Source organism: Rhizobium sp. BK313, assembly GCF_014193655.1.
Classification (GTDB): domain Bacteria; phylum Pseudomonadota; class Alphaproteobacteria; order Rhizobiales; family Rhizobiaceae; genus Rhizobium.
In genome coordinates this window covers 403,182-429,963 of record NZ_JACHZQ010000005.1, presented here as the reverse complement: position 1 = coordinate 429,963, position 26,782 = coordinate 403,182, and the positions used below count along the sequence as shown (strand labels likewise).

General features: G+C 60.9%; 26 protein-coding genes. 17 read left to right on the top strand and 9 right to left on the bottom strand.

Annotated elements, in window-relative coordinates:
- Nucleotides 1-13: 13 nt before the first annotated feature.
- Both FHT86_RS25510 and FHT86_RS25505 read right to left on the bottom strand, forming a co-directional pair.
- Nucleotides 14-1,210, bottom strand: coding sequence for a mandelate racemase/muconate lactonizing enzyme family protein (locus FHT86_RS25510; RefSeq protein ID WP_133708870.1), 1,197 nt, complete (start codon nt 1,208-1,210; stop codon nt 14-16).
- A gap of 79 nt (nt 1,211-1,289) precedes the next feature.
- A complete protein-coding gene (locus FHT86_RS25505; RefSeq protein WP_133708871.1) occupies nt 1,290-2,075 on the bottom strand; it encodes an IclR family transcriptional regulator in 786 nt (261 codons plus the stop codon).
- A gap of 154 nt (nt 2,076-2,229) precedes the next feature.
- Between FHT86_RS25505 and FHT86_RS25500 the strand changes: the two genes are divergently transcribed.
- The 9 genes from FHT86_RS25500 to FHT86_RS25460 all read left to right on the top strand — a co-directional run bounded on the left by FHT86_RS25500 (nt 2,230) and on the right by FHT86_RS25460 (nt 10,837).
- Nucleotides 2,230-2,925 carry an RraA family protein gene (locus FHT86_RS25500; protein ID WP_133708872.1) on the top strand — a complete coding sequence of 232 codons (696 nt, stop codon included), beginning with the start codon at nt 2,230-2,232 and terminating at the stop codon, nt 2,923-2,925.
- A 22-nt stretch (nt 2,926-2,947) separates the two neighbouring features.
- On the top strand, nt 2,948-3,385 hold the full coding sequence (locus FHT86_RS25495) for a VOC family protein (protein ID WP_133708873.1): 438 nt from the start codon (nt 2,948-2,950) through the stop codon (nt 3,383-3,385).
- On the top strand, nt 3,372-4,610 hold the full coding sequence (locus FHT86_RS25490; RefSeq protein WP_281413726.1) for a mandelate racemase/muconate lactonizing enzyme family protein: 1,239 nt from the start codon (nt 3,372-3,374) through the stop codon (nt 4,608-4,610). The genes FHT86_RS25495 and FHT86_RS25490 overlap by 14 nt, the downstream gene beginning before the upstream one ends.
- A gap of 115 nt (nt 4,611-4,725) precedes the next feature.
- Complete coding sequence (locus tag FHT86_RS25485; protein ID WP_133708875.1) at nt 4,726-5,847, top strand: mannonate dehydratase; 1,122 nt, start codon at nt 4,726-4,728, stop codon at nt 5,845-5,847.
- A gap of 65 nt (nt 5,848-5,912) precedes the next feature.
- Nucleotides 5,913-7,133 (top strand): sugar ABC transporter substrate-binding protein, encoded by a 1,221-nt coding sequence (locus FHT86_RS25480; protein WP_133708876.1) that lies wholly within the window; start codon nt 5,913-5,915, stop codon nt 7,131-7,133.
- 113 nt (nt 7,134-7,246) lie between these two features.
- Nucleotides 7,247-8,104: a carbohydrate ABC transporter permease gene (locus tag FHT86_RS25475; protein ID WP_133708877.1), complete on the top strand. Its 858-nt coding sequence runs from the start codon at nt 7,247-7,249 to the stop codon at nt 8,102-8,104.
- Nucleotides 8,101-8,931 carry a carbohydrate ABC transporter permease gene (locus tag FHT86_RS25470; protein ID WP_133708878.1) on the top strand — a complete coding sequence of 277 codons (831 nt, stop codon included), beginning with the start codon at nt 8,101-8,103 and terminating at the stop codon, nt 8,929-8,931. The genes FHT86_RS25475 and FHT86_RS25470 overlap by 4 nt, the downstream gene beginning before the upstream one ends.
- 4 nt (nt 8,932-8,935) lie before the next feature.
- Nucleotides 8,936-9,751 carry an aldo/keto reductase gene (locus FHT86_RS25465; RefSeq protein ID WP_133708879.1) on the top strand — a complete coding sequence of 272 codons (816 nt, stop codon included), beginning with the start codon at nt 8,936-8,938 and terminating at the stop codon, nt 9,749-9,751.
- A 30-nt stretch (nt 9,752-9,781) separates the two neighbouring features.
- Complete coding sequence (locus FHT86_RS25460) at nt 9,782-10,837, top strand: ABC transporter ATP-binding protein (protein ID WP_133708880.1); 1,056 nt, start codon at nt 9,782-9,784, stop codon at nt 10,835-10,837.
- Nucleotides 10,838-10,952: 115 nt separating this feature from the next.
- Here the strand turns inward: FHT86_RS25460 and FHT86_RS25455 are convergent, their stop codons facing one another.
- Nucleotides 10,953-11,996, bottom strand: coding sequence for a CorA family divalent cation transporter (locus FHT86_RS25455; protein ID WP_133708881.1), 1,044 nt, complete (start codon nt 11,994-11,996; stop codon nt 10,953-10,955).
- Nucleotides 11,997-12,122: 126 nt separating this feature from the next.
- Nucleotides 12,123-13,064, bottom strand: coding sequence for a LysR family transcriptional regulator (locus FHT86_RS25450; RefSeq protein ID WP_133708882.1), 942 nt, complete (start codon nt 13,062-13,064; stop codon nt 12,123-12,125).
- A 103-nt stretch (nt 13,065-13,167) separates the two neighbouring features.
- Between FHT86_RS25450 and FHT86_RS25445 the strand changes: the two genes are divergently transcribed.
- On the top strand, nt 13,168-14,013 hold the full coding sequence (locus FHT86_RS25445) for an oxidoreductase (protein ID WP_133708883.1): 846 nt from the start codon (nt 13,168-13,170) through the stop codon (nt 14,011-14,013).
- A 112-nt stretch (nt 14,014-14,125) separates the two neighbouring features.
- Here FHT86_RS25445 and FHT86_RS25440 read toward each other — a convergent pair whose 3' ends face one another.
- The 3 genes from FHT86_RS25440 to FHT86_RS25430 are packed head-to-tail and all read right to left on the bottom strand — an operon-like array spanning nt 14,126 to nt 17,138.
- A complete protein-coding gene (locus FHT86_RS25440; RefSeq protein WP_133708884.1) occupies nt 14,126-14,767 on the bottom strand; it encodes a ThuA domain-containing protein in 642 nt (213 codons plus the stop codon).
- 24 nt (nt 14,768-14,791) lie between these two features.
- Complete coding sequence (locus FHT86_RS25435; RefSeq protein WP_133708885.1) at nt 14,792-15,892, bottom strand: Gfo/Idh/MocA family protein; 1,101 nt, start codon at nt 15,890-15,892, stop codon at nt 14,792-14,794.
- A 40-nt stretch (nt 15,893-15,932) separates the two neighbouring features.
- Entirely contained in the window at nt 15,933-17,138 is a 1,206-nt protein-coding gene (locus tag FHT86_RS25430) for an ROK family transcriptional regulator (protein ID WP_133708886.1), read from the bottom strand.
- A 220-nt stretch (nt 17,139-17,358) separates the two neighbouring features.
- Here FHT86_RS25430 and FHT86_RS25425 point away from each other — a divergent pair, with 220 nt between their 5' ends.
- The 4 genes from FHT86_RS25425 (at nt 17,359) to FHT86_RS25410 (ending at nt 21,614) form a co-directional block, all read left to right on the top strand.
- On the top strand, nt 17,359-18,669 hold the full coding sequence (locus FHT86_RS25425) for an ABC transporter substrate-binding protein (RefSeq protein WP_133708887.1): 1,311 nt from the start codon (nt 17,359-17,361) through the stop codon (nt 18,667-18,669).
- 119 nt (nt 18,670-18,788) lie between these two features.
- Nucleotides 18,789-19,679: a carbohydrate ABC transporter permease gene (locus FHT86_RS25420; protein ID WP_409527623.1), complete on the top strand. Its 891-nt coding sequence runs from the start codon at nt 18,789-18,791 to the stop codon at nt 19,677-19,679.
- A complete protein-coding gene (locus tag FHT86_RS25415; protein WP_133708889.1) occupies nt 19,672-20,520 on the top strand; it encodes a carbohydrate ABC transporter permease in 849 nt (282 codons plus the stop codon). The genes FHT86_RS25420 and FHT86_RS25415 overlap by 8 nt, the downstream gene beginning before the upstream one ends.
- Nucleotides 20,521-20,543: 23 nt before the next feature.
- The gene (locus tag FHT86_RS25410) at nt 20,544-21,614 is read left to right on the top strand and encodes an ABC transporter ATP-binding protein (RefSeq protein WP_133708890.1); all 1,071 of its coding nucleotides are present in this window, start codon (nt 20,544-20,546) and stop codon (nt 21,612-21,614) included.
- Here the strand turns inward: FHT86_RS25410 and FHT86_RS25405 are convergent.
- Both FHT86_RS25405 and FHT86_RS25400 read right to left on the bottom strand, forming a co-directional pair.
- Nucleotides 21,611-21,988 carry a DUF427 domain-containing protein gene (locus FHT86_RS25405; protein WP_133708891.1) on the bottom strand — a complete coding sequence of 126 codons (378 nt, stop codon included), beginning with the start codon at nt 21,986-21,988 and terminating at the stop codon, nt 21,611-21,613. The genes FHT86_RS25410 and FHT86_RS25405 overlap by 4 nt on opposite strands.
- A gap of 68 nt (nt 21,989-22,056) precedes the next feature.
- Nucleotides 22,057-22,701: a TetR/AcrR family transcriptional regulator gene (locus FHT86_RS25400; protein WP_133708892.1), complete on the bottom strand. Its 645-nt coding sequence runs from the start codon at nt 22,699-22,701 to the stop codon at nt 22,057-22,059.
- A 303-nt stretch (nt 22,702-23,004) separates the two neighbouring features.
- On the opposite strand from FHT86_RS25400, the gene FHT86_RS25395 reads away from it, so the two are divergent.
- The 3 genes from FHT86_RS25395 to FHT86_RS25385 are packed head-to-tail and all read left to right on the top strand — an operon-like array spanning nt 23,005 to nt 26,737.
- A complete protein-coding gene (locus FHT86_RS25395) occupies nt 23,005-23,472 on the top strand; it encodes a (2Fe-2S)-binding protein (RefSeq protein ID WP_133708893.1) in 468 nt (155 codons plus the stop codon).
- The gene (locus FHT86_RS25390) at nt 23,469-24,452 is read left to right on the top strand and encodes a xanthine dehydrogenase family protein subunit M (protein ID WP_133708894.1); all 984 of its coding nucleotides are present in this window, start codon (nt 23,469-23,471) and stop codon (nt 24,450-24,452) included. The genes FHT86_RS25395 and FHT86_RS25390 overlap by 4 nt, the downstream gene beginning before the upstream one ends.
- Complete coding sequence (locus FHT86_RS25385; protein ID WP_133708895.1) at nt 24,449-26,737, top strand: xanthine dehydrogenase family protein molybdopterin-binding subunit; 2,289 nt, start codon at nt 24,449-24,451, stop codon at nt 26,735-26,737. The genes FHT86_RS25390 and FHT86_RS25385 overlap by 4 nt, the downstream gene beginning before the upstream one ends.
- Nucleotides 26,738-26,782: the final 45 nt, after the last annotated feature.

Below are 26,782 nucleotides of genomic sequence, written 5' to 3'. Positions count from 1 at the left end.
CAGGGTCGAAAAATCAGGCGAAAAAGTCGCGGTCATCCTCGGCGAGATAGCGCTTGGCCTTTTCCGGGATGAGATCGACGCCCATGCCGGGACGGTCGATGACATCGATGAAGCCGTTCTTGACGATCACCTCCGGCAGTCCTTCGACGATGTCGTACCACCAGTCGGGATCGCCGGTCGTGTATTCGAAAGCGATGAAGTTGGCGGGAAGCGTGGCCGAAACCTGGATCAACGCCGCCAATCCGAGCAGGCCGTTGGCGGTGCCGTGCGGAGCGAAAAGGATCGAATGCAGGTCGGCATATTCGGCGATCCATTTGAGCTCGGCGATGCCGCCGACATCGGCCGGATCGGGGCCAAGCACGTTGACGGCCTGGGTTTCGATCAGCTCCTTGAAGTTCTGGCGCAGATAAATCTGCTCGCCGGTATGGATCGGCGTGGTACTGACGCGGGTCAGTTCGCGGTAGACCCCCGCATTGACCCAGGGCGTGTAGTCGCCGGTCAGGAGGTCTTCGATCCAGAGCAGATTGTAAGGCTCCAGCATGCGGGCCAGCCGGATGGCGTCTGATAGCATCCAGCCAGGGCCGCAGTCGAGAGCCAGACCGATCGTGTCGCCGGCGACCTCTTTCATAGCGGCGACGCAATCGACGAAATGGCGCAATCCTTTTTCGGTGATCGGGCCACGATCGAGCGCACCGTGGAAGGGGCTGGCGTTCGGTTCGCCGTAGTAAAAGTTCGGAATCTCGCGTTTCATCGGCGAATGAAAGCCGATCGGCTGCTTGATGATGGTGAAACCCTCAGGCAGGGCCATCATCTTCTTGAGATCGTCGGCAAGGTCCTCCGGGCGGTGGCCGGCGAGCGGAAAGCGAATGGAGCCGTTGTAGACGCGGACACGGTCGCGCACCCTGCCGCCGAGCAGCTTGTGGACGGCGACGCCAGCCGCCTTGCCGGCGATATCCCAGAGCGCCATTTCGATGACACTGACGGCCGAACCCCAGGGCTTGAAGCCGCCACGTTGGCGAATCTTCAGCATGCAGCGCTCGACATTGGTCGGGTCCTCGCCCATCAGCGCATCGCGGAAGGCGAGGATGTGCGGTTTCAGATAGGGCTTCCAGGTCTCGGCCTGGCCATAGCCGGAAATGCCGTCATCGGTGACGATCCGCACGATCGGGCTCTTGCCGATGATGGCGCATTTGACGTCGACAATCTTCATTGCTCCTCCTGTTTCCTCTTGGCGCATGATCTGATCCAAAAAACCGCTTCACACTTTTTGGGATCATGCGCCGATAGCTTTAGACCGGCATGGCCTCGCTCATCGCCCGCGCCGCGTCGATGGCGGCTAACCGGATTTCCTCCATACGGCTCGGTTCGGCACCCGCCAGGAACGGCACGCTGATCGCCGCCGCCAATCGTCCCGTCTTGGCGAAGACCGGGGCGGCGAAGGCGTGGATGCTGGGGGCGTTCTCGCCGCGATCCTGCGCCCAGCCGAGACGTTTGATGCGCACAAGCTCGCTCGCCAGCCTCTTGGGATCGGTGATCGATTTCGGCGTATAGCCGATCAGCGGCTTGGCCAGCCAGACGGCCAACTCGTCCGGCGGCAGGTGCGCCAACAGTAGTTTGCTGGCCGCACCGGCATGGATCGGCATGCGCTGGCCAGGTGCGACCGTGAGCGCATATTCGCGCCGCCCCTGCGAGGCTGCCACCACCAATATGCCGTCCTGGTCGATCACCGAAAGCTTGCTGCCTTCGCCGAGTTCGGCCGAAAGCCGGTCGAGAAAAGGCTGGCCGATGGCGGCAATGTCGATGTCGCTGACGCGGGCGACGACATGAGAGGCAAGGGTCAGCAGTCGCCGGCCGAGCGTGTAGCTGCCATTGTCGTCACGGCGCACCATGTCATGGCCCTGCAGCGTATTGAGGATGCGGTAGATCGTCGTACGCGGCAGGGAGAGGTGTGCCGTCAGCTCGCGGATCGTGGCGCCATTCGATCGCCGTTCGAGCTGGCCGAGCACATCCATCATGCGGTCGATGACCGGAATCGTATGCTTCGCCGCTGCCGTTTCATTCGTATCATCAATCATTCAAACTTGGTCTCGGAGGCGTTGACATTTCTTTGGTCCTCCCATTACCATGCATTATTGAACAGAGGAAGTTCAAATATGGATAAGGCGAACTGATCGTTTTGTCTGGGAGCGGCGCCGTCAGAGTCCGTTCCGTGTGAGGAGGAAAATCACGATGCAAAGAGATACGGCTGATATTGCCGACAAAGCCGCGCGCTTCAAAAAGCTTTATACCGCGGCCGTCTACGACATCTTGGACGAGATGGGCCTGCCCAATCAGTGCATTGATCTCGGCATCCGCGCGCTCGACCGCTCGATGCGCATCGCTGGCCCGGCTTTCACCGTGAAGGTCAGTGCCGATGTACGCACCGACGAGGAATATGACATCGAAGAGGTCAAGACCTTCACCTTCTTCCGCAAGATGTATCCGGGTTGCGTCGTGCTGATTGCGGCTGCCGGCGAGCGTCACTCCGGCCACTGGGGCGAGCTGATGAGCACGGGTTCAAAGAGCCGCGGCGCCACCGGCATCGTGGTCGACGGCGGCATTCGCGACGGCAACATCCTCATCAATATGGAGGATTGGCCGGTCTTTACCCGCTACCTCTCGCCGATCGAGTCGCGCAAGCGCACCCGCATCAGCGGCATCGAAGTGCCGATCGCGGTGACCGGCACGCTGACGGCGCAGATCCGCGTCGATCCCGGCGACTGGCTGTTTGGCGACATGGACGGCGTGGTCGTCATTCCGGCCGACAAGGTCGATGCCGTGCTCCAGCGTGCCGAAGAGATGATCACCATCGAAAACCGCTCCCGTAATGAAATCCGCGCCGGCGGCGATGTCGCCGATGTCTATGCCAAATATGGCCGTCTCTGAATTCGATCAGGAATTTTCAAACATGCTCACGGTTTCTTCGATTGCCCATGTCGCCATCCGCGTGAAGGATATCGACGCTTCGCTCGATTTCTATGTCAACAAGCTCGGTTTCTCCGAGATGATGCGGCTCGACAAGGACGGTCGGCTTTGGCTCGTCTATCTGCGCATCACCGATGATCAGTATCTCGAAGTCTTTCCGGAGGGAGAGGGTGATCGCGCCGCCGAGCGTGAGGCCGTCGGCTTCAACCATATCTGCCTTGCTGTTCCGGATATCCAGAAGGCTGTGGCCGAGTTGGACGCGCTCGGCATCGAGCGCATCCGTCCTGTCATCAAAGCGGCCGATAATAATTGGCAGACCTGGATCGAGGACCCGGACGGGCATCGCATCGAACTGATGCAGATGGCTGATGATAGCCTGCAGTTCCAGGCGATCGAACGGTTGAGGGCTGCGGCGAAGTAAGTCGCGAGGAGGGCCGTCGGTTACAGTCCGCGGCCGGGAGGAAACCATGAAAATCACGGCCCAGAAGGTCTTTGTCGCCAACGTCTCGCGCACCAATTTCGTTTTCGTCAAACTCTATACCGATGAAGGCTATGAGGGTGTGGGCGAAGCCACGCTGGAATGGAGGACCAAGACGGTCGTCTCGGCGTTGGAGGAGCTTGAGCGCGTCCTGATTGGCCGCGACCCTTTCGCCGTCGACGCGATCATCGAGCAGCTGCACCGCGATTCCTACTGGCGCACGGGTGCCGTCTTCCGCACGGCGCTCGGCGCCATCGAGGCTGCACTGCTCGACATCAAGGGCAAGGCGCTCGGCGTGCCGGTGTTCGAGCTTCTCGGCGGCAAGTATCGCGACCGGGTGCAATGCTACGCCAATCATTGGTTTTTCGGTGCGACGACGCCGGATCAATATGCCGAGAATGCCCGCAAGGCGGTCGCTATGGGCTACAGGGCGCTGAAATGGGACCCGTTCGATGTCGCCGACCTCGAAATGGACCGCAAACAGCGCCGCCAGACCATCGATATCGTCGCAGCCGTTCGTGATGCCGTCGGCCCCGAGGTCGACCTGATGCTCGACGTGCACGGTCGGCTCAATGTGCCCACCGCGATCGCCATGTGCCGGGAGTTGGCGCCCTACGATCTCAGATGGATCGAGGAGCCGACGCCGCCGGAAAGCATCGATGCGCTGGTCGATGTCCGTGCCCACAGCCCCGTGCCGATCGCCGCCGGCGAGCGCTGGTTCGAGCCGGGCAAATTCCTGGAGGCACTGAACAAGAAGGCCGTCGACATTCTGCAGCCGGATGTTTCGCACGCCGGGGGCATGGGCGAGACCAAGCGCATCTCGCATATGGCGCATCATCACCTGATCCCGGTCGCGCCGCACAATCCGGTCGGTCCGGTGATGAATGCCATGACTCTGCATATGTCGGTGGCGGTGCCGAATTTCTCGATCTTCGAGACGGTGTCGGTCGATGTGCCCTGGCGCAAGGAACTGGTCAACGAGACGCTGCAATTCGAGGATGGCGCCATTCTCGCGCCGACTGCACCCGGTCTCGGCATCGAGCTGATCGAGGAAGCCTGCGCGCGTTATCCCTACGCGCCATACAACGTGCCGCTCTTCGACGGCAGCATGAACACCAGCGGTGTCGCGACCGGCGCTGCGACGCTTTCGAATGCGCCGAAAAAGTGAGTCGCGTCAGGGAATTGACAGTGAAACGCTCTTGTCGCAAGTTTACTAAAGAATTGACGAGTTTCAAATTTGAACTAATTGATCGGGAATACCAGCATCGTCTTGGGAGGACGTGGTGAGGGTAGGTTTGACACTCAGCGGTGATCGGTTGAGCGAGGAGGGTGCGCGCTATGCTGCCCAGCTCGGGGTTAACGACGTTGTGGTACATCTAACTGATTATGCGCGCAATTCAGAAGGCGATCCCTATCGCGAGGGCGTCGGGCCAATCAATGGCGAGTGCATCGATGCGCCGCTATGGAGCTATGAGCGCATGGCCGACATTGTCGCGATGTGCGCTCGCCACGGTCTCAGGATCGCAGCGATGGAGAATATTTCACCGAATTTCTGGTCGGATATCCTGCTGGACGGTCCGAAGAAATTCGAACAGATGGATGGGTTGAAGCAGTTGGTGCGCGATGCCGGCCGGGCCGGTATTCCCGTCATCGGCTATAATTTTTCGCTCGCCGGTGTCTGGGGCTGGCAGCAGAAGCGCATCGCCCGCGGCCGCGCCGTGACCGCAGTCTTCGATGCGGATGAGTTCGATGTGCAAAGCCCGCTTCCGGACGGCACGATCATGAATATGCGCTATCGCCCGGCGGTCCCCGGTGCGGCGGCGGTAACGGTCAGCGAGCCGGAGCTTTGGGCGCGTTTCGCCTGGTTCCTGAAGGAATTGGTGCCGGTCGCCGAGAAAGCGAATGTGCGGCTTGCGGCCCATCCCGACGATCCACCGGTGGAGCGGTTGCGCGGCACGGCGCGTCTCGTCAACAGCCATGCCAAATATGAGCGGCTTCTGGCGCTTGCGCCGAGCCCGGCCAATGCCCTCGAATTCTGCATAGGCTCGCTCGCTGAAATGATCGAGGGCGACATCTACAGGACGACCCGGCATTTCGCTCGCGCGGGTGCCATTGCTTACGTTCATTTCCGCAACGTGCGCGGCAAGGTTCCCCACTATGTCGAGACCTTTGTCGATGATGGGGACGTCGACATGGCCGAGATCGTCCGCGTGCTGCGCGACGAGGGGTTTGAGGGGGTCATGGTGCCCGACCATGTGCCGGCGCTGGATTGCCCCGCGCCCTGGCATGCGGGCCACGCCTATACGGTTGGCTTCATGAAGGCCTTGACGATGAACGCCGATGCGCTCGGCCCGGCCCGGTCGCAGGAGGTGGCGTCGTTCGAAGGGGAGAAGGCTGCTTCATAGAGCAAAGCCCATGACCGGCCGGAGGAAAAACGGCGGCGATCGTGCCGTCTATAAAGGAGGAGACGATGAGCAAATACAGAATGGCGGCCTTCGCGGCTGTCGCGTTTTCGGCAGCGTCGCTTTTGAGCAGCGTTGCCATGGCCGGCGAAGTCGTCTGGTGGACGCCCAACTGGGGTCAGCCGCGCGCCGAAAAGCTGGCCGCCGATTTCCAGAAGGCCAATCCCGGCATTACCATCAAGCTGGAGATCACCACTTCCAACGGCCTGCCGCAGCGGATCCTGACCGCGCTGCAGTCGGGCGCCGCACCTGACGTCATCGAAGTGCAGCATCCCTGGGTGCAGGGTTATGCGCAGTCGGATCTCGTGTTGCCGCTCGATGACGTCATTCAGGACAAGGACGATTACAACAAGGCCGCCATTAACTACGACACCTATGACGGCAAGCTCTATGGCATCCCCTATCGCATCGAATGCGTCGGCGTGATGTATAATCTCGATGACTTCAAGGCTGCCGGGCTCGATCCGGCCAATCCGCCGCAGACCTGGGATCAGTGGGCCGACGCCGCCAAGAAAATGACGACCGGCGGCAAATTCGGCATGGCGATCACCGGCGGCGGTGAGGTCGGCAATACCATCACCCGCCTGCTGCCGCTGATCTGGATGAACGGCGGCAACATCATCAGCGATGACGGCAAGACCGCCGTGGTCAACTCGCCGGAAGCCGTGGCGGCGGTGAAGTTCTACACCGACTTCTACAGGAACAAATATTCGCCGGACTCAACGCTGCAGAACGATGGGATCGCCAACCGTCAGCTCTTCATCGCCGGCAAGGTATCGATGTATCAGACCGGCCAGTACGATGTTGCGCCCATCCGTCAGGCAAACGCCAAGATCAACCTTGGCGCTATGGCGACGCCGCATCCCGAGGGCAAGCAGACGGCCGGCGTCATCGGAGGCTGGAGCTTTGTCATCCCGAAGGACGCCAAGAATCCGGATGACGCCAAGAAGTTCCTGCAATTCCTGAACACGTCGGACAACCAAGGCTTCTTCACCGACACCTTCCCGGCTCGCGTCTCGGCGCTCAACCTGCCGCGCTTCCAGGATCCGATGTTGAAGCAGTTCGCGGCGATCCTGCCCTACGGCCGGCCGTCTCCGAACACGCCGCATTGGGTGCAGATCAGCCAGGCACTGTTCGACGGCATCCAGCGGGTCCTTTCGGGCGACCAGGACCCGAAGGCTTCGATGGACCAGGCCAATGACGAAATCCAGGCGCTGCTGGATAGCTGAGCGTTTGGCAAATAATGCGATATCCGGGGCGGCGGTCGTCCGCCCCGGGACGCGCTCGCCAAACCTCTGATGACTCCGGATTTCGGGCAATCATTTACCAGAAAGGCTGACCCATGGGCCGCCAGTCGACGGGACTTCTTTTCATTCTGCCGGCTATGATCGTGCTGGCGATGCTGATCGCCTATCCGGTGGTCTATACCGGCTATCTCAGCGCCACCGATGCCCGCGGGGTCCTGACGATCAAGAATTATGCCAATGTGCTTCGGCCCGCGGTCACGACGCAGGCTTTTATCAATCTCATCTATTTCGTCGGCGGTTCGATCGTCTTCCAAGTGGTGCTCGGCACGGCGGCGGCAATCCTGCTCAATCTGGAATTCACCGGCCGCAGCCTGCTGCGCTCCATTACCCTCATCCCGTGGGTCGTGCCCGGCATCGTCGCAGCCACCACCTGGGCGTGGATGTTCCATACCGAGTTCGGCATCATCAACTATATGCTGACCGGCTCGGGCGTCATTCCCGCCCCCATTAGCTGGCTTACCAATCGCGATACGGTGATGCCAGTGCTGATCGCCATCAACGTTTGGAAGCTTTTCCCCTTTGTCGCCATCATGGTGCTGGCCGGTCTGCAAGCCATTCCCGCCGATCTCTATGAGGCGGCCAAACTCGACGGCGCCAATTTCTGGCAGGAGGTCCGCTTCGTAACGCTGCCGCAGGTCCGGCCGGTGATCACGGCGGTCACGCTGCTGCTGGTGATCTGGGGGCTGAATTCCATCACCATCATTTATGCCATCACCGGCGGCGGCCCGGCCAACCGGACGCTGATCACGCCGATCCAGATCTTCAAGCTCGCTTTCGAGAGCTTTCAGTTCAATCAGGCGGCCGCACTGTCGGTAATCTTCTTTGTCGCGGCGGCTATCATCGTTGCGATCTATCTGAAAATGCAGGCGATATCGGCGAGGGAAGCGCGATGAACAGAAGCGTCCTTGCGACCATTATCATCGCCGTCTCATCGATTGTGCTTGTGCTGGTGTGCCTCTTCCCCTTCGCCTGGATGGCGCTGTCGTCGATCAAGGCCCTGCCGGAGCTCTATACCGTGCCGCCGCATTGGCTGCCCGATGCGCCGACGATCGGCAACTACATTACAGTGATCTTCAACTCCAACATTCCACGCTATTTCATGAACAGCGTCATCATCTCCGTCGGCTCGACGGTGCTGGCGCTGATCCTTGCCGTCTTCGCCTCATACGGGTTCGCCCGTTTCGATTTCAAGGGAAAGCCGTTCTTCCAGACCTTCGTGCTGGTCGGGCAATTGCTGCCCACGGCGGCGATCATCGTGCCGCTATTTATCACGCTGCGCTATCTGCATCTGGTCAATACCTACTGGGGCCTGATCCTCGTCTACATGATCATCACCCTGCCACTCAGCGTCTGGATGCTGACCAGTTATTTCAAGGCGATCCCGATCGAGCTGGAAGAAGCGGCGATCGTCGATGGCGCCTCGCGCCTCGGCATCCTCTTCCGCATCACTTTGCCGCTGTCGACGCCGGGGCTGGTGGCGGTGCTCGTCTATGCCTTCGTCACCACCTGGAACGAATTCATCTTCGCGCTCTGCTTTGCCACAGACAGTTCCGTGAAGACGTTGCCGATCGGCCTTGCCGAATTCTCGACCGAATTCAACACCGACTGGGGCGGGGTGATGGCCGCCTCGATGGTAATGACGGTACCGATCGCGCTGCTCTTCCTGTTTTTCCAAAACCTCTTTGTTGGCGGGCTGACCGCCGGCGCAACCAAGGGATAGGATTATGACGACAGACAAGACCATTCCGAAACTGGGCCTCGGCACCGGCGGCCGCATCGGTGATGACGGCGTGGCGGCCATTTCGGAGGCTATCGCGATCGGTTATCGGCACCTCGACACGGCGCAGAGCTACAATAGCGAGGATTCCGTCGGCAAGGCGGTGCGGGGATCCGGCCTGCCGCGCGGCGATTTTTTCATCACCACCAAGGTCGCCGACACGAGGCTCGACAAGGCTCAGTTCCTGCCATCCGTTCGCGCCAGTCTCGATACGATCGGTGTCGATCAGGTCGACCTGCTGTTGATCCACTGGCCGTCGCACAAGGATGCAGTGCCCTTCGAGGATTACGTGCTGGCGCTCGGCGAAGCCCAGCAGAAGGGCTATGCCCGGCTGATCGGCGTCTCCAACTTTCCGATCGCCCTGCTTGAGCGAACCCGCAACTTGCTCGGCCCGGATGCCATCGCCACCAACCAGGTGGAGATCCATCCCTATCTGCAGGCGCCGAAGCTCATCGCCTATGCCCGCAGCATCGGACTGACGCTCACGGCCTATCAGCCGCTGGCCAAGGGCGAAATCCGCGGCGATGCGGTGCTTTCAAAAATCGGCGCCGCCCACAGCGTTTCGGCATCGGCGGTCGCGCTGGCCTTCCTGATGGCCGAAGGACATGTTGTCATCCCATCTTCCTCCAGCGAGGCAAATCTGCGCGGCAACTATGCAGCTCTCGGCATCTCGCTCAACGAAGCGGAGATGAACGAGATCCGAGCGCTCAACCGCGGTTATCGCCGCATCAATCCCGAAAAGTCGCCCCGCTGGGACGATTGACCCCTTTCCTCGATATGCGGAGTTAGACCCTTGGGCTCAGTGAAAATTGCAGAGGTACGTAAGAGCTACGGTGCGCTGGAAGTTTTGCACGGCGTTTCCGTCGATATAGCGGATGGCGAGTTTACCGTGCTGGTCGGCCCTTCAGGCTGCGGCAAGTCCACGCTGCTGCGTATGATCGCCGGCCTCGAAGCCATCAGCGGCGGTGAGATCGCCATCGACGGCAAGGTCGTCAACAACGTCGCTCCCAAGGAGCGCGACATCGCCATGGTCTTCCAGTCCTACGCGCTTTATCCGCATATGACGGTCGAGGCCAATATGGGCTTTTCGCTCCGGCTTGCCGGTGCGCCCAAGCCGGAGATCGCCAAGCGGGTGGCGGAAGCGGCGCGCATGCTCAGCCTCGAGCCCTATTTGCAGCGTTATCCCCGCCATCTTTCCGGCGGCCAGCGCCAACGCGTCGCCATGGGCCGCGCCATGGTGCGCAATCCCAAGGTCTTCCTCTTCGACGAGCCTCTGTCGAACCTGGATGCGAAGCTGCGCGTGCAGATGCGCTCGGAGATCAAGCAGAATCATCAGCGGCTGAAGACCACGACGATCTACGTCACCCATGACCAGATCGAAGCCATGACCATGGCCGACCGCATCGTCGTCATGCATGGCGGCATCGTCGAGCAGATCGGCTCGCCGCTCGAACTCTATGACCACCCCGCCAATCTTTTTGTCGCCGGCTTCATCGGCTCGCCGAGCATGAACATCCTCAAGGGACGACTGGACGGCGGTAGCTTCGTCACGGAAAGCGGGATGCGGCTCGCCGTCAATGGCGCGGCCGCGCGTGGCGATCAGCCGATCACGCTCGGCATCCGCCCGGAGCATTTGAGATTGGACCCGCAAGGACTTCCCGCCGAGATCGTCACTGTCGAGCCGATGGGCTCGGAAACCCAGGTGGCCATGCGGCTCGGCGGTCACGACCTGATCGGCGTCTTCCGCGAGCGTATTCTCAACGCTCCGGGAGAGATCCTGAAGATCGGTGTCGAGACCCACCAGATTCACCTATTCGACACCGAAACGGGTAAGCGGCTGGAGGGCTAACTGGCGAACGCCTGCTACTCGCCGGCAATGCCGATCAACAGCAGCAGGCAATCGCCGCCAAACCGACACCGGCTACCGGCAAGGCAAAATCTGTCGCCACTTTTCTGGTATTGCTCTAAAGCCAGTTGATGCGCTTCAGCACCCAGAGGGTGGCGATCGACGTGACTGTGACGAAGGCGACGATAACGATAAAGGCCCAGGTGTCGTTGACGCCGGGAATGCCGCCGACATTCATGCCGAAGAGGCCGGCCACGACACTCGGCGGCAGAAGCAGGGCGGCAAGGGCGGCGAGGCGGTTGGAATTGCGGGCAATGCGCTCGCTGATGACGGTCGACAAGTCGTCATGCAGGATGCTGGTGCGGTCGCGGATGGCATCGAGATACTCGATGTAACGCATCAGCTTGTCGATGACCTCGCGCATGCGCAGCTTGTCGCGTTCGGCAAGCCAGGGCGCATCGTCATGCTCGATGCGGTTCAGTGCATCGCGTTGCGGCGCCAGATACCTGCGAAGCTGCACGGCTCGCCGGCGCAGCAGCTTCAGACGTTCGCGCACCTGGCCGGCTTCGCCATGAAAGATCAGCTCGTCAAGATCGTCCACCTCTTCGTCCATTGCGTCGAGCACGGGCTCGAGGTCGCGCACCAGCTTGTCGCCGATCAGGGCGAGCAGGTCACCGGTGCGCTGCGGCCCCTTTTTCTTCTCCAGCGACAGGCGGATATCGCGCAGCGCCGTGATGTAGTGGCCGCTGTCGCGGAGCGAGACGATACGGTCGCCATCGACCCAGAGATGCAGGGGTACAAGGTCGATGTCGGCAGGTTTCTGCGTCACGCCATCGGGCGACGTGGCGCAGACGCCGCGCAGGATGATCAGCAGCCCATCGCCCACAGGTTCGACACGAGGGCGCGAATCCTCTTCCAACAGCGCTTCGATTACGAAGGGGTCGAATCCGCTTTTGTGGGTGACCCAGTCGGCCGTAGCAGGATGGTCGCGCTCGAGATGCAGCCATGTCACGCCTTCTCCGGGCTTCCAGGCACAGACCTCATCCATGCAAAGCTGCTTACAGCCGCCATGTCCGTCGAGCAGGGAGGCGAAACGCAATCCGGGCTCGGCGCCATAGCTGACTGTCGGGGTGTTCGATGTTTCCGTTGTGCCCTGATCCATTCAGCCTCCATGGCAGCGAAAAACGCAGCCAGCACAAGAGTTTGTGGCATGGCGGCGTCATTTTATCAGTTCGGGCTAAAGTCGCAAGCGCGGCCCGGTTGGCGCAGCGGTGACATGTATCTTCCCCTACCGAGTTGAAGGGTTCGCGGACGATGTGCGGTCACCGGAACGAAACTTCAGTATGTATTTGGCCACGTCGATAAATGCGCGGAGCTTGGGTGCGGTGGCGGCGCGCTTTGGATAATATAGAAACAAACCAGGCTCTTCGATTGCAGTTTCAGGCAGTAGCTGCGTCAATATTCCACTTTCGATTTCCGCTCTCGCCAGGGGTTCCATGAGATAGGTGATGCCGACGCCCGCCAGGGCAAGTTCCTTGGCATAGGTGGCATCGGTAACGATCGAGCTTCCCCTGACGGCGACAGAGACCATAGTGCCACCGTCGTTTAGTTCCCAGTCGTAGAGGCTGCCCGCAGTGATTTGCCGAAACCCGATGCAGTTGTGATTTGCGAGTTCCGATATGGCTCGCGGCTCGCCTTTTCGGGCCAAATAATCCGGCGCCGCGACCAGGATCATCTTGAAGGGAGCGGTCAAACGCGTGGCGACCATATCCTGCGCGATCATTTCTCCCAGCCGTACTCCGGCGTCGAAACCGCGGGCGATGATATCAACCGATGCATCGTCGATGGCGATTTCCACCGTCAGCTGGGGGAAGCGCTGCGAGAGTTCGATGATAACCGGTGTGATTGCCAACGCCAACGCCGTCCGAGGGACGTTGAGACGCAGCACACCCGTTACATTGCCAGTGTTTGCGCGAAATTGATCAAGCCCGTCTTCGATCTGAGAGAACCCAGGCCCGATTATGCCCAGAAGATGGTTTCCGGCTTCCGTCAACGCGACGCTCCGGGTGGTGCGAGCGAACAATGTCGCGCCAAGCCGCGACTCGACCATGCGGATCGCGTGGCTCACGGCGGAGGGGCTTAAGCTAAGCTCCGCAGCCGCACCGGCGAAACTGCCCTGGCGTGCCACCGCAAGAAATACCGGCAAATGAGCAAGGAGATCGCGGTCCATTCATGAATTCTATCGCATAAGGAGTGCGGATAGAACCATATTATCAATCTATCAGGCGCGGATATAGTGGCTATCAACATCAGCCGCTTGGGAAATCACCGCTATGTCCACGTCAACTCCCACATGGTTCATCACCGGCGCTTCGTCCGGATTTGGCCTCGCATATGCTCAATATGCGCTCTCGAAAGGCTATAATGTCGTTGCCACCGCGAGAGCGACGGAAAAACTTCAGTCGCTGCAGGCCGAAGGTGACCGCCGGCTTTTGGTGGCCGAACTCGATGTGACCCGGACCGGCGCCGCAGAGCAGGCGGTTACGGCCGCCATTGCGAAGTTCGGCGGCATAGACGTCCTCATTAACAACGCAGGCTATGCAATTGTCGGAGCGCTGGAGGAAACGCCCGAGACAGAAATCCGCGCGCTGATGGAGACAAATTTCTTCGGTGCCATGGCTGTCACTCGCGCAGTGCTGCCACACATGCGGGAAAAGGCAAGAGGCGCGATTGTCAATATTTCCAGCATGGGAGGCCAGATGTCCTTCGCGGGCGTCGGAGCCTATTCCGCGACAAAATTTGCCTTGGAAGGCTATTCGGAAGCGCTCGCCCAGGAAGTCGCTTCGTTCGGGATCAGGGTGCTCATCGTCGAGCCCGGCGCCTTCAGAACATCGCTTGTCAGCCAAGGTGAGCGTTTCATGCCAAGTCATGACGCCTATCGGGAAGCGCTCGCTGGAGTCCGAAAGGTAATGCGCGATATGGACGGAACCCAGGCCGGAGATCCTTTGAAAGCCGCCGCCGCGATCGACATTGCACTGGCGAGCGAGAACATGCCGCTGAGGCTTCAATTGGGCGATGACGCAATCGACGCCGTCCGCCAACATGCGCAGCGGCTGCTCGACGATCTGGAAATTTGGAAGGATGTCGGTTCGAACACGCGGCTCGACGCCGGAGACTGAAGTTTGAAACCCGCGAGGGCTTCCTGAGCCCGTCGAAGAGTGACGTCTTCTCCCCGCGCGCGGGGAGAAGACCAGGAAGAGAGCAAACCTCTTCGGAAAGATGGGGCGGGCGTTACCGTGCTGCCCAGCTGGCGCCGCGGCGGAAGATGGTTTTCATCTGCGGCACGTTGAATTCCTTGGCCTGATGGCCGAGCGAGGAATAGAAGACGCGGCCCTTGCCGTATTTGCGCTTCCAGACGACCGGCATGACGACGCCGTCGATCCAATAGGCATGATCGCCGGTGAAGGTCGTGGTTGCCAGCACTTCGTTCGACGGATCGACATGCATGTAGTACTGCTCGGACGTGTAAGGAAAATCGGTGATCCCTTCCATGATCGGATCGTCCGACTTGGTGATGTTGACCGTGTAGTCGATGATATTGCCGGGATGGGCAACCCACTGGCCGCCGATGATGAACTGGTATTCGACGCTTTCACGGAACGAGTCGCCCGCGCCGCCATGATAGCCGGCGATGCCGACGCCGCTTTCGATGGCAGCGGCGAGGTTCTTCACCTCTTCCTTCTCGATCTTCGACATGGTGACGATCGGCACGATCAGGCTCAAGTCATGGATCGACGGGTCGGCGAAGGCTTCCGTGCTGTTTTCGAGGTAGACCTTGAAGCCGTCCTCCTGCAGCATGTCGCGGATGATATGGGCGCATTCCTGCGGTTCGTGGCCGCTCCAGCCGCCCCAGACGATAAGTGCTTCACGCATGATGGTTCTCCTGAACTAGCTCAATTAGCGGCCGATCTTGCCGTCCACGAGGGATTCGGAAAGCGGGGCCGGACGTTCGGTTTGTGTGGTGATGGCGACCGTGCGGCCGGTATCGGATGCGGTCTGGAAAGCTTCCATGACTTCGAGCACATGCAATGCCAGGCTGCCATTGGCGCGGTGCGGCCGGTTGGAGCGAATGGCATGCGCCAGGTCGGCAACGCCGAGCGAGCGGTAGTTGCCGTCGGCATAAGGCGCGGTGACTTCGCGTTCCTCGAACTGGCCACCCTTCTTGAGGTATTCGACCGGGCCGGCAAAGCGGTTCGGATCGGGGACGATCAGCGTGCCCTCGGTGCCGTAGACTTCGAGTGGCACATGCTTGTGGCCGGCGACGTCGAAGCTCATGCCGATCTGTACCACGGCGCCGTTGGCAAAGGCCATCACGCCGGCGACGTGGGTCGGGACATGCACCGGGATGTGCTCGCCGTTGCGTGGCTCGCTGGTGATGATGCGTTCCTTGCGCGGGGTCACGGCAAAGCCGGCGACCTGGGAAACCGGACCGAGCAGGTTGACGAGGTCGGTGATGTAGTAGGGACCCATGTCGAGCATCGGGCCGCCGCCGACTTCGTAATAGAAAGCCGGATTCGGGTGCCAGCGCTCATGGCCCGGGCACATGAAGGTGGCGGTGCCGCCGACAGGAATGCCGATCGCGCCTTCATCGATGACGGCGCGTGCCGTCTGATGGCCGCCGCCGAGAAAGGTGTCGGGGGCAGCGCCGATGCGCAGACCTTTGGCCGCTGCTGCGTCGGCGAGTTTCTTGCCTTCGGCGAAGTTGATGCCGAGCGGCTTTTCCGAATAGGTGTGCTTGCCGGCATCGAGCGCCTGCAGGCCGACGGCGACATGCGCCTTCGGGATGGTCAGGTTGACGATGATCTCGATCGTCGGGTCGGCGAAGAGCGCGGCTACGTCGACGGCCTTAAGGCCGAATTCGGCGGCCTTGGCTTCAGCGAGTTCGCGATTGAGGTCGGCGACCCCCTTGATGTCGAGAATGGGGAACGATTTCATCGCAGTGAGATAGGCGCCGGAAATGTTTCCGCAACCAATGATGCCAATGCCGACCTTTTCCATAAACTTTCTCCAAATGAAGTGTCTGTGCATACCTTGCGGGTCAAAGTGCCGGTGCCGGCCCTGTCGTTCCCCAAGGAGATTCATAGAGTTCGCGCAGTGCGACCACGGCCGCACCCTGCGCCCAGGTTTCGTCCGTCGACTGGTCGAAGACGAGTTCGGTCACGCCCTTGATCGATGGTGGGATCGCCAGGGAATAGGCCTCCCGGAGGCTGTCGAGGAAGGGCTGGCCAAGCGCCAGGCTCGATCCGACGAGGATAACGCGTGGTGGCGCGAACAAGGTGACGATATTGGCAAGCGCCATGCCGCAGGCTTCGCCGGCCCGGATCGCCGCGCTGATCAGCGTGTTGTCCTCGGCTGCAATCAATGTCTTCGCATGCGCCATACCGCGGCCGAGGCGGATGGCCTCGGCAAAGCGGCCGCCGCTCGGCTGGTCGCCGAGAATGGCGCTTTCGCCCGCCAGGCTCGCAAGCCTGATCGTGCCCTGCGCCCCGATACCGAGCGCGAGGTCGCCGAGATTGTGGCTCAAGCCGCCGGCGCCGCGGAACAGTTGGCCGCCATGCAGCACGCCGAGGCCGAGCGTCTGTTCCAGCGACACCAGCACCATATCGTCGAGATCTCTCGCTTCGCCGAACCAGTGATGCGCCAGCGTGATGGCATGCGCATCGCTCTCGACGATGGCGGTGACGCCCAGCCGCTCGGACATCTCTTTAGCAAAATCGACGCCGCTTTCGCGGAAGATCGGGCTGGTGCGTACATGGCCGGTGCGGTGTTCGATGACGCCCGGCAGGCCGAGACAGACCGAATCAATTTCATCGAGCGCCAGATCGGCATCGACCACGCAGCGGCGAACGCCATCCTCAATCAAGTCGGCGATGACGCTGATCGGTTGCCGGTCGACGCGAAGGGCGAGCGTCAGCGTCGACAGCACTTCGCCGCGGAAATCGGCGACGACGAAGACCATGCGATTGGCGGCGATCTTCGCGCCGACGACGCGGGCAGCGTCCGGATTGAGCTCCAGCATGACGCGCGGCCGGCCACGGGCCGCTGCTTCACGCAGGTCGCCTTCGGTACGCGCCAGGATCAGGCCGTCATCCAGTAACGAAGCAGTGATCGCCGATACCGTGGTGGTCGAAAGCTGGGTACGTTCGCTGATTTCGATGCGTGCGATCGACCCCGCCCGCCGGATCGTATCCAGCACGTTGAAGCGGTTTATCGCCCGCATAAGCTCCGGGTCTGCTGTTTTCATGAGAATGTTGCCGATTGAGTATTCCGCTCGGCGACGGCCTGATATTTTTGACGGGATGCGAATTAAATAGGCTATGGTTGATGCCTTATGTCAAGCCGTTTCCCGGCGGCGCTGCCGAAATTTTAGGAACGGTGGTTGACATTTCAGCAAAGCTCCGTTGAATTAATCCGCATAAGGGAAAAATTATCTGAGGCTCTTGTTCCCTTGGGAGGATAAAATCATGCTGTATGAACGTGGGGCGAAAGCCCTTCGCGGTGCGCGTATCGCCGCCATTGCTGCTGCCACGGGGCTTGCGATCCTTGCCGGCGCTACGAGCGCGGCCGCAGATACGGTCGTCAAGTGGCTGCATCTGGAGCTCGATCCGAATTACATCGCCATCTGGCGGAAGATCGCCGATCAGTACGAAGCCAAGCACCCGGGCGTAAAGATCGAAATGCAGTTCCTGGCAAACGAGGCCTTCAAGGCCAAACTGCCGACGCTGCTGCAATCGAACGACGCACCGGATTTCTTCTATAGCTGGGGCGGCGGTGTGCTGAAGCAGCAGGAAGAAACCGGCACGCTGATGGATCTGACCACCGCGATGAACGCCAATGGCGGCGCCTGGCTGAAGACCTATAATCCGGCTGCCATCAAAGGCCTGACCTTCGACAACAAGATCAGCGCGGTACCATTCAAGCTCGGCACCGTTTCCTTCTTCTACAACAAGGCGCTCTTCGCCAAGGCCGGCGTCGATGCGACAGCCATCAAGACCTGGGACGATTATCTGGCAGCCGTCAAGAAGATCAAGGCTGCCGGCATCGTGCCGATCGCCGGCGGCGGCGGCGAGAAGTGGCCGATCCACTTCTACTGGAGCTATCTGGTGATGCGCGACGGCGGCCAGCAGGTCTTTACCGCTGCCAAGAACGGCCAAGGCAACGGCTTCAACGATCCGGCGATCATCAAGGCGGGCGAACAGCTCGCGGATCTCGGCAAGCTCGATCCGTTCCAGCCCGGCTATCTCGGCACCACCTGGCCACAGGCGCTCGGCGTCTTCGGTGACGGCAAGGCCGCGATGATCCTCGGCTTCGAAAACACCGCCGCCAACCAGCGCACCAATGCCGGCGACGGCAAGGGGCTGGCTGACGACAATATCGGCCACTTCGCCTTCCCGGCCGTCACCGGCGGCGCGGGTCTCGCGACCGATACGCTCGGCGGCCTGAACGGCTGGGCCGTGACCAAGAAGGCTCCGCCGGAAGCGCTCGACTTCCTCGCCTATCTGACCAATCCGGACAATGAACGCATCATGGCGCAAGCCGGTATGATCATTCCGGTGACGATCGGTTCGGAAGACGGCGTCAAGAGCGAGCTGATGCACGAATCGGCCGAGCAACTGGCCCATTCGACCTGGCACCAGAACTTCTTCGACCAGGATCTCGGCCCTTCCGTCGGCCGTGTCGTCAACGACATCTCGGTCGGCATCGTCTCAGGCCAGATGACCCCGAAGGACGGCGCACAGCAGGTCCAGGACGCCTTCGAGCAGGATCAGCTCTAACAAACAGCGGGCGCCGGCGGGTCTTGCCGTCGGCGCCATTCTTTCCAGCATTCTGAGTATCAGGATCGTTCATGACGAACATCAGCGCAACGACCGTTATCCGGCCCGCCGCACAATCAATGTCAACGACGCGACGCAAGAGCCCCGCTGCGCGCGGCCGCATGCCCGTCATCCTGCTGTTCCTTCCGCCAGCGCTTCTGCTTTTTACCATCTTCGTCATCCTGCCGATGGGAGAAGCCGCCTGGTATAGTCTTTACAAATGGAACGGCTACGGCCCGCCGACGGAATTCATCGGGCTGCGCAACTTCGAGGTTCTGTTCAAGAACGGCGCCTTCCTGACCTCGCTCAAGAACAATGCGCTGATCATCCTGGTCTCGATCGCCATTCAGGTACCGCTTGCCATCTGGCTCGCGACGATGCTGGCGAACCGCATTCGCGGCGTCGTGCTCTATCGGTTGATCTTCTTCCTTCCCTATGTGCTGGCAGAAGTGGCCGCGGGCCTGATCTGGCGCTTCGTCTATGACGGCGACTACGGCCTGTTTGCCGCGATTTCGCATTTTCTCGGCGTCGCTACGCCCTACGTGCTCGCCGACAAGGATCTGGCGATGTACGCGGTGCTGGCGGTGATCGTGTGGAAATATTTCGGCTTCCACATGATGCTGTTCATCGCCGGCCTGCAATCCCTCGACAAGAGCGTGCTCGAAGCCGCCGAAATCGACGGCGCCACCGGCTGGCAGAAATTCCGATACGTCACCCTGCCGTTGCTTGGCTCAACATTACGCCTGTCCGTCTTCTTCGCGGTCGTCGGCTCGCTGCAGCTTTTCGATCTGATCATGCCGCTCACGGGTGGCGGACCATTCAACTCGACGCAGACGATGGTGACCTTCCTCTACAATTTCGGCGTCACCCGCATGCAGGTTGGCCTCGGCAGCGCCGTCGGCGTGGTGCTGTTCGTCATCTGCGTCACCCTCGCCTTCGGCTACAAACGGATATTTATGCGCAATGACTGATATGGCCTCATCCGTTCGACTGAGCACCGGCACGAAGATCTATCTCTACGTGTCATTGACCATCATCGCCGCCATCGTGCTGATCCCGCTGTTGACAACGGCGCTCGGCGGTTTCAAGTCGTTGGGCGATCTCAGAACCAATCCCTTCGGCCTGCCGGCCGAGTGGCATTTCGAGAACTATTCCGGCATCCTCTTCGGCGACCGGTACTGGCGGCAGATGATGAACTCACTGATCATCGCCGTCCTTACCGTGTTCTTGACGGTCACCGTCTCGGCCATGGCAGCCTTCGCCTTCGCACATGTGAAGTTCTTCGGCTCGAACTTCCTGCTGAATTATTTCCTGATCGGCTTGATGTTCCCGGCGGCCACCGCGATCCTGCCGCTGTTTATCCGCATCCGCGATCTCGGCCTGCTCAACACCTATTGGGGCGTGGTGCTGCCGCAGGTGGCCTTCGGCCTCGGCATGAGCATTCTTCTGTTCAGAAACTATTTTCGCAACCTTCCGGAAGAATTGTTTCAGGCGGCTTTCGTCGACGGTTGCGGCTATATCCGCTTCTTCTGGCACATCTCGCTGCCGCTCTCCCGGCCGATCGTCGCCACCGTCAGCATCATCTCCTTCGTCGGCAGTTGGAACAGCTACATCCTGCCGCTGATCATGCTGAATTCGGACTCGATTTATCCCTGGCCGCTCGGCATGATGGTCTATAGCGGTGAATTCGGCACAGAATGGGAACTGGTGCTGGCTTTCATCACGCTGACCATAATGCCGACCATCATCGTTTTCTTCCTGGCGCAGAAGCACATCATCGCGGGTCTCACCGCTGGTGCCGTGAAATCCTGAGCCCTACCGGAGCAAAAAAAAGCATGGCATCCGTCGAACTGCACAACATTCACAAAGCCTATGGCGCGCTGCCGGTCATCCACGATGTCTCGCTGGCAATCGGCGATGGCGAGTTCATCGCCCTCGTCGGGCCATCCGGCTGCGGGAAGTCGACCCTGCTGCGCATGATTGCCGGCCTCGAGGAAATCACCGACGGCGATGTGTCGATCGGGGGCCAGGTCGTCAACGAGCTGACCCCGCGCGAACGCAACATCGCCATGGTCTTCCAGTCCTACGCGCTCTATCCGCATATGACGGTCGCGCAGAACATGGGCTTCAATCTGAAGCTGTCGGGCGAGACCAAGCAAGTGATCGAGCAGCGGGTCAACGAGGCCGCGCGCATGCTCGACCTCACCAAGCTGCTCGACCGCAAGCCGGCGCAGCTCTCCGGCGGCCAGCGCCAGCGTGTCGCCATGGGCCGCGCCGTCGTGCGCAACCCCGCCGTCTTCCTGTTCGATGAGCCCTTGTCGAACCTCGACGCCAAACTGCGCGTGCAGATGCGCTCCGAGATCAAGGCGCTGCATCAGAAGGTGCAGACGACCTCGATTTACGTCACCCACGATCAGATCGAAGCGATGACGCTCGCCGACCGCATCGTCGTGCTGAACCAGGGGAAAATCGAGCAACAGGGCACGCCGATCGAGCTTTACCGCCAGCCGGCCAATCTCTTCGTCGCCGGGTTTATCGGCTCGCCGGCCATGAATTTTCTTGACGGCGTGGTGGACGGCGTTGACGGCTCACCGTCTGTGCGGCTGAAGGATGGCACGCAGGTGCGTATTGCCAGCGCGCGCAAGGTCAGGTCCGGCCAGAGCGTGAAGATCGGCCTTCGGCCCGAACATCTTAGTTTGACGGGCAACGGCTCGCCGCTCACCGGCCAGACGATGCTGGTCGAACCAACGGGCGCGCAGACCCACGTGCTCTTCGAGCTTGCCGGCGAACAGGTGACGGCTGTCGTCGACGGTGAAGCCCCGGTTCGCTACGGCGAGCAATTGAAGGTCACCGTTAATGCCGATCAGGTCTATGTTTTCGATAGCGGAAGCGGGTTGGCTCTTTAAGCGTCAATTTTCATGGCGTCGATCCGGTCAGGGTAGAAAGCCATGTAATCCTTGATCTGGCTAACGGAGGCATAGGGATTTTCGTAGGTCCAGATCGCATTCACCGAGCGCTCCCCACCAACGGGGATGCTGTAGTAGGAGCAATCGCCCTTATAGGGGCAGTAGGTGGCGTGGTCGGTTTTCTTGAGAGCGGACATGTCGACATCCTTGCGCGGCACGTAAATGACCGCGGGATAGGAAGCTTCCTTCAGGGACAGCGCTTCACGCGTATCGGCGATGACCTTGCCGGCGACCGAAACGGTGATATGGGCCTGCTTGTTCTCGATCGTTATGGGGTGATCGGGGCCGGGAATCTTGACCAGCTTTTCGGACATGGGATTGCTCCATGATTGCGGGAATTGGGGTGCTTGCTGAAAGGATATAGGAAGCATCCTGCCGATTATCAGGTCCCCTGCGGCACCTGCGTTTTCGGTGCGCCCCAGCGCAGGCCGTCCATCAGCAGGCGGACGAGGCGGCGGGAGCGGTCGCGCCATTCCGGTGAATTCGGCATGGAATATGTGCCCGACAGCGCATGCAGCACATCGGTGCTGTCGACGTCGGCACGGATCGAGCCGTCGGCCACTGCCCGTTCGATCAGGCCCCTGAGCGCGATCGGCACCATGCCGTAGCTGTCGGCGAAGAGTTGGGAATTGCTGTTGAGCAGGATGCGTAGGCTATCGGCCATGCCGCGCTTGGTGGCGATGTAGCCGACGAAGCGGTGCATCCATTCTTCCAGCGCCTGATCCGGCGTACGCTCATGTGAAAGCTCTTCGGCTGCATTGCAGAGCGCCTCGACCTCGTGACGATAGACGACTTCGACCAGGTGTTCGCGGGTCGGGAAATGGCGATAGAGCGTGCCGACGCCGACGCCGGCACGCCGCGCAATGTCTTCGAGCGAAGCGGCGGTGCCGTGATTGGCGAAGGCTTCAGCGGCGACTTCGATAAGCTTGTCACGATTGCGCCGTGCATCCGCGCGTAGGGTTTTCGCGCCTAGCGGCGTTTCGTCCTTCAGCTCTGACGACGGCCTGGAAGCCAATTTTCGCTCCATGCGGATTGCGACTTGACGATATCGAACAAGTCTCTAGGATAATAAACGGAGGCGCCTCCGTTTAATTTGGAGTACCAGAGGATTGTTATCGCATAAAGGGCCAAGACGCCATTGCTGTCTGATCGGAGCATCAACGACGGTAAAAGCGCGGTCTCACCCAGGCGTCCTACCACACGCCGCACCCGCCGGCGAAAGCGCTGTATCCTGATTACCTGGCGCCGGTCAGGCTGACGTCAAGAACGGATGTCATGACTGGCAGAATCTTATGATTGCAAAGTGATGACCCGAATAGGGAGTGACCTGATGACTACCGTCCATCTCGATATCAACGGACACGAGCACGAGCTTTCGCTCGATCCGCGTGTCACGCTTCTCGATGCCCTTCGCGAGCATCTCTGTCTGACCGGCACCAAGAAGGGCTGCGACCAGGGCCAATGTGGTGCCTGCACCGTCCATGTCGACGGTGAACGCGTGCTCTCCTGCCTGACGCTGGCCGCCCAGGTCGAGGGCCGCAAAGTCACGACGATCGAAGGGCTGGCGGCAGAAAGCGGTGATCTGCATCCGGTGCAGGCGGCTTTCCTGGAGCATGACGCCTTCCAATGCGGTTATTGCACACCGGGACAGATCATGTCGGCGGTCGCCTGCATCCGCGAGGGCCATGCCGGCTCCGACGATGAAATCCGCGAATATATGGCCGGCAATCTCTGTCGGTGCGGTGCCTATCCGCATATCGTCGCGGCCGTGCGCGAAGCGGCGGAGGCTGCCCGATGAAAGAGTTTTCCTACCTCCGCGCCGGCTCGATCGATGAAGCCCGGAAAGCTGCGGCCTCTTCCGCCACCATGCTGCTTGCCGGCGGCACGACGCTACTCGATCTCGCCAAATGCGGCGTTGCCGAGCCCGAGACAGTCGTGGATATCAGCCACCTTGCCGGTTTCGATGCGATCACTCTTACTGATCAAGGAGTTACGATCGGCGCGCTGGCGAAAATGAGCCGTGTCGCCGACGACGCCAATATCAAGGCGCAATTCCCGGCCGTTTCCGAGGCGCTGTCGCTTGCGGCCTCGGCGCAGATCCGCAACATGGCGACGATCGGCGGCAATCTGATGCAGCGCACGCGCTGTCCCTATTTCCGCGATCCGGCGACCTTTCCCGCCTGCAACAAGCGCGCGCCCGGTTCCGGCTGTTCGGCAATTGGCGGCGTCACGCGCAATCATGCCGTTCTCGGCACGAGCGAGGCCTGTATCGCCACCAATCCCGGCGATCTCGCTGTCGCTCTAGTGGCTTTCGATGCTGTCGTGCATCTCGGCAGCCGCCAGGTCGCGATCGATGATTTCTTCATCTTGCCGGGAACGACGCCCGAGCGGGAACATGCGATCGAGCCGGGCGAGATGATTACGGCGATCACCATTCCGGCATCCGCCGCCGCTCGCCGTTCGACCTATCTCAAGGTCCGCGACCGTCAATCCTACGAGTTCGCAGCGGCGAGCGCCGCCGTCGGACTGGAACTGGAGGCGGACGGCAGGACGATCCGCGATATCAGGGTCGCACTTGGCGGTGTCGCCACCAAGCCGTGGCGTGCCCGCGCAGTCGAAGAAGCGTTGAAGGGCCAAGTGCTTGATGCGGCGGCGGTGAAGCGCGCCAGCCTGCTCTCCGTCGAAGGCGCTGTCGATCTCGGCGCCAATCATTACAAGATCGCGCTTGCGCCGCGTGTCGTCGAGCGTGCCATCCTGATGATGGGGGCGTTGGCATGACCATCATGGAGACCAGAAAGTATGGCGCTGCCGACGGCGCGCTCGGAGGACGATTGTCCCGTCTGGATGGGACCGCGAAGATCAAAGGTGAGGCCGACTATGCGGTCGAGCATGATCTCGAGGGGCTGACCCATGCGGTGATGGTGCAAAGCACGATCGCCGCCGGCCGTGTCACCGGCATCGACACTTCGGCTGCAGAAAGGGCACCAGGCGTTCTGCTGGTGCTGACGCCGGACAATCAGATGGCGCTGAATTCGGCAACCACTTGGATGGATACGCCCGGCCCGGAAGGTCCTTATCGGCCGTTGCTGCGCGAGATTGCCTTCAGCGGCCAGCATGTCGCCGCCGTTGTTGCCGAGACCTTCGAACAGGCGACGGCTGCCGCAGCGTTGATCAAAGTCACCTATGAAGAAACGCCGGCGATCTTCAGTCTTGAGGATAGCAAGGGCGGCGAAGGCTTGCCGCTCGATCCGATGACCAAGGAATGGGGCGATGCTGCGGCAGCTTTGGCCGCAGCGCCGGTCAAGTTCGAGGCCGAATACAAGACGCCGCGCGAATACAACGTGCCGATCGAGCCGCATGGGCTGATCGCCAAGTGGGACGGCGACAAGCTCATCCTTTGGGAGCCGAGCCAGTGGATCGACGGCATGGCGCGCACCTATGCCGAATGGTTCGGCATTTCCTTCGAGAATGTGCGGATGATCTCGCCCTACATCGGTGGCGGCTTCGGCTCGAAAGCATTTGCACTTCCGCATGGTGCGATCGGCGTCATGGCGGCGAAAATGGTTGGCCGCCCTGTGAAGTTGGTCATCACCCGGCCGCAGACCTTCACCTCTTTCGGCGGCCGGCCGGGCACACGCCAGACGATCGCGCTCGGTGCGACCGAGGATGGCAAGCTGCTGTCCATCGTCCATAACAGCGCCAACGAAACCTCGATGGATGGCATGGCGGTCGAGCCTCTCGGTGTCGTGACGGCGATCATGTATGCGACGCCCAATCTGTTGTCGCGGCAGAATGTCGTGCGAGTGAATACGGTGACGCCAGGGGCGCTGCGGGCTCCGGGCGAAAATCCGAGCGCTTGGGGCATTGAAAGCGCCATGGACGAGCTTGCCTATAAACTCGGGATGGACCCGCTGGAAATCCGGCTGAGGAACTATGCCGAGCGAGATCAGGAGGCAGATAAGCCCTGGTCGACAAGGCAGTTGCGCGAGGCTTTCGATGCTGGCGCGAAGGCTTTCGGCTGGGCGAAGCGTTCCCATGCGCCACGCTCCATGCGTGACGGCAAACATCTGATTGGCTGGGGTGTGGGTGCCGGCACCTATCCGGTGCGCCGCACGCCGGGCGAAGCGCTGGTGCGTATCCTCGCCGACGGATCGGCGGAAGTGGCGAGCAGTGGCATCGACATGGGCCAGGGGACCTATACGATCCTGGCGCAGACGGCGGCGGAAACGCTCGGCATTCCGGTCGAGCAGATCCGAGTCAAGCTTGGCGATTCCGCGTTGCCACGCGCGCCCGTCGCCGGCGGTTCGCAGCTTGCCAATCTGATGACCGGTGCCGTCTACAAGGCGGCGATCGCTGCCCGCGACGAGCTGGTGGGCTTGGCAATTAACGATCCCAATTCGCCGCTCCGAGATCTGCAGGCCAATACGCTGACCGTTTCGGAAGGCCGCATTCTGCCGCCGCGTGACGGCGGCGATGGCATCGCTATTGCCGAACTGCTGCGGCAAATCGGCCGCGACAAGATCGAGGTGCTGCGCAACACCCTGCCGGAAGACAAGCAGAGCAAAGCGGATCACTACCGCAACTTCTCGACCGTCGCGACCATGCTGTCGCCGACGGACGGCGAATATTCGCTGCATAGCTGGTGCGCGCACTTCATCGAAGTCCGCGTCGATGAGGATTTCGGCACCGTGCGCGTCTCACGCGTCGTCTCGGCGCTCGATTCCGGCCGGCTCTACAATCCGAAGCTTGCCGAAAGCCAGTGGAAGGGCGGCATCATCATGGGCATCGGCCAGGCGCTGCTCGAAGAGGGCATCGTCGATGAGCGCTACGCCCGCGTCATCAACAACAATCTCGGCGACTACCTCGTGCCGACCAATGCCGATATTCCCGACATCGAAGTGATCTCCGTCGGCATCCCCGATCCGCATGCTTCTGTGCTCGGCGGCAAGGCGGTCGGCGAGCTGGCGATCGTTGGCGTTGCGCCGGCGATTGCCAATGCGGTTTACCATGCGACGGGCAAGCGGATACGCGAACTGCCGATTACGCTGGAGAAGCTGCTGTAATTTTGAGGATGGTCAGGCCCATAAGTGCGACGCAATCGCACTCGC

What these genes read in the sequence shown, in the direction of transcription:
- FHT86_RS25420 (WP_409527623.1), top strand. Translation starts at nt 18,789, where the DNA reads ATGTCAACGACGCGACGCAAGAGCCCCGCTGCGCGCGGCCGCATGCCC.
- FHT86_RS25500 (WP_133708872.1), top strand. Translation starts at nt 2,230, where the DNA reads ATGCAAAGAGATACGGCTGATATTGCCGACAAAGCCGCGCGCTTCAAA.
- FHT86_RS25390 (WP_133708894.1), top strand. Translation starts at nt 23,469, where the DNA reads ATGAAAGAGTTTTCCTACCTCCGCGCCGGCTCGATCGATGAAGCCCGG.
- FHT86_RS25465 (WP_133708879.1), top strand. Translation starts at nt 8,936, where the DNA reads ATGACGACAGACAAGACCATTCCGAAACTGGGCCTCGGCACCGGCGGC.
- FHT86_RS25400 (WP_133708892.1), bottom strand. Translation starts at nt 22,701, where the DNA reads ATGGAGCGAAAATTGGCTTCCAGGCCGTCGTCAGAGCTGAAGGACGAA.
- FHT86_RS25440 (WP_133708884.1), bottom strand. Translation starts at nt 14,767, where the DNA reads ATGCGTGAAGCACTTATCGTCTGGGGCGGCTGGAGCGGCCACGAACCG.
- FHT86_RS25425 (WP_133708887.1), top strand. Translation starts at nt 17,359, where the DNA reads ATGCTGTATGAACGTGGGGCGAAAGCCCTTCGCGGTGCGCGTATCGCC.
- FHT86_RS25495 (WP_133708873.1), top strand. Translation starts at nt 2,948, where the DNA reads ATGCTCACGGTTTCTTCGATTGCCCATGTCGCCATCCGCGTGAAGGAT.
- FHT86_RS25450 (WP_133708882.1), bottom strand. Translation starts at nt 13,064, where the DNA reads ATGGACCGCGATCTCCTTGCTCATTTGCCGGTATTTCTTGCGGTGGCA.
- FHT86_RS25415 (WP_133708889.1), top strand. Translation starts at nt 19,672, where the DNA reads ATGACTGATATGGCCTCATCCGTTCGACTGAGCACCGGCACGAAGATC.
- FHT86_RS25410 (WP_133708890.1), top strand. Translation starts at nt 20,544, where the DNA reads ATGGCATCCGTCGAACTGCACAACATTCACAAAGCCTATGGCGCGCTG.
- FHT86_RS25385 (WP_133708895.1), top strand. Translation starts at nt 24,449, where the DNA reads ATGACCATCATGGAGACCAGAAAGTATGGCGCTGCCGACGGCGCGCTC.
- FHT86_RS25395 (WP_133708893.1), top strand. Translation starts at nt 23,005, where the DNA reads ATGACTACCGTCCATCTCGATATCAACGGACACGAGCACGAGCTTTCG.
- FHT86_RS25480 (WP_133708876.1), top strand. Translation starts at nt 5,913, where the DNA reads ATGAGCAAATACAGAATGGCGGCCTTCGCGGCTGTCGCGTTTTCGGCA.
- FHT86_RS25510 (WP_133708870.1), bottom strand. Translation starts at nt 1,210, where the DNA reads ATGAAGATTGTCGACGTCAAATGCGCCATCATCGGCAAGAGCCCGATC.
- FHT86_RS25475 (WP_133708877.1), top strand. Translation starts at nt 7,247, where the DNA reads ATGGGCCGCCAGTCGACGGGACTTCTTTTCATTCTGCCGGCTATGATC.
- FHT86_RS25435 (WP_133708885.1), bottom strand. Translation starts at nt 15,892, where the DNA reads ATGGAAAAGGTCGGCATTGGCATCATTGGTTGCGGAAACATTTCCGGC.
- FHT86_RS25445 (WP_133708883.1), top strand. Translation starts at nt 13,168, where the DNA reads ATGTCCACGTCAACTCCCACATGGTTCATCACCGGCGCTTCGTCCGGA.
- FHT86_RS25430 (WP_133708886.1), bottom strand. Translation starts at nt 17,138, where the DNA reads ATGAAAACAGCAGACCCGGAGCTTATGCGGGCGATAAACCGCTTCAAC.
- FHT86_RS25505 (WP_133708871.1), bottom strand. Translation starts at nt 2,075, where the DNA reads ATGATTGATGATACGAATGAAACGGCAGCGGCGAAGCATACGATTCCG.
- FHT86_RS25405 (WP_133708891.1), bottom strand. Translation starts at nt 21,988, where the DNA reads ATGTCCGAAAAGCTGGTCAAGATTCCCGGCCCCGATCACCCCATAACG.
- FHT86_RS25455 (WP_133708881.1), bottom strand. Translation starts at nt 11,996, where the DNA reads ATGGATCAGGGCACAACGGAAACATCGAACACCCCGACAGTCAGCTAT.
- FHT86_RS25470 (WP_133708878.1), top strand. Translation starts at nt 8,101, where the DNA reads ATGAACAGAAGCGTCCTTGCGACCATTATCATCGCCGTCTCATCGATT.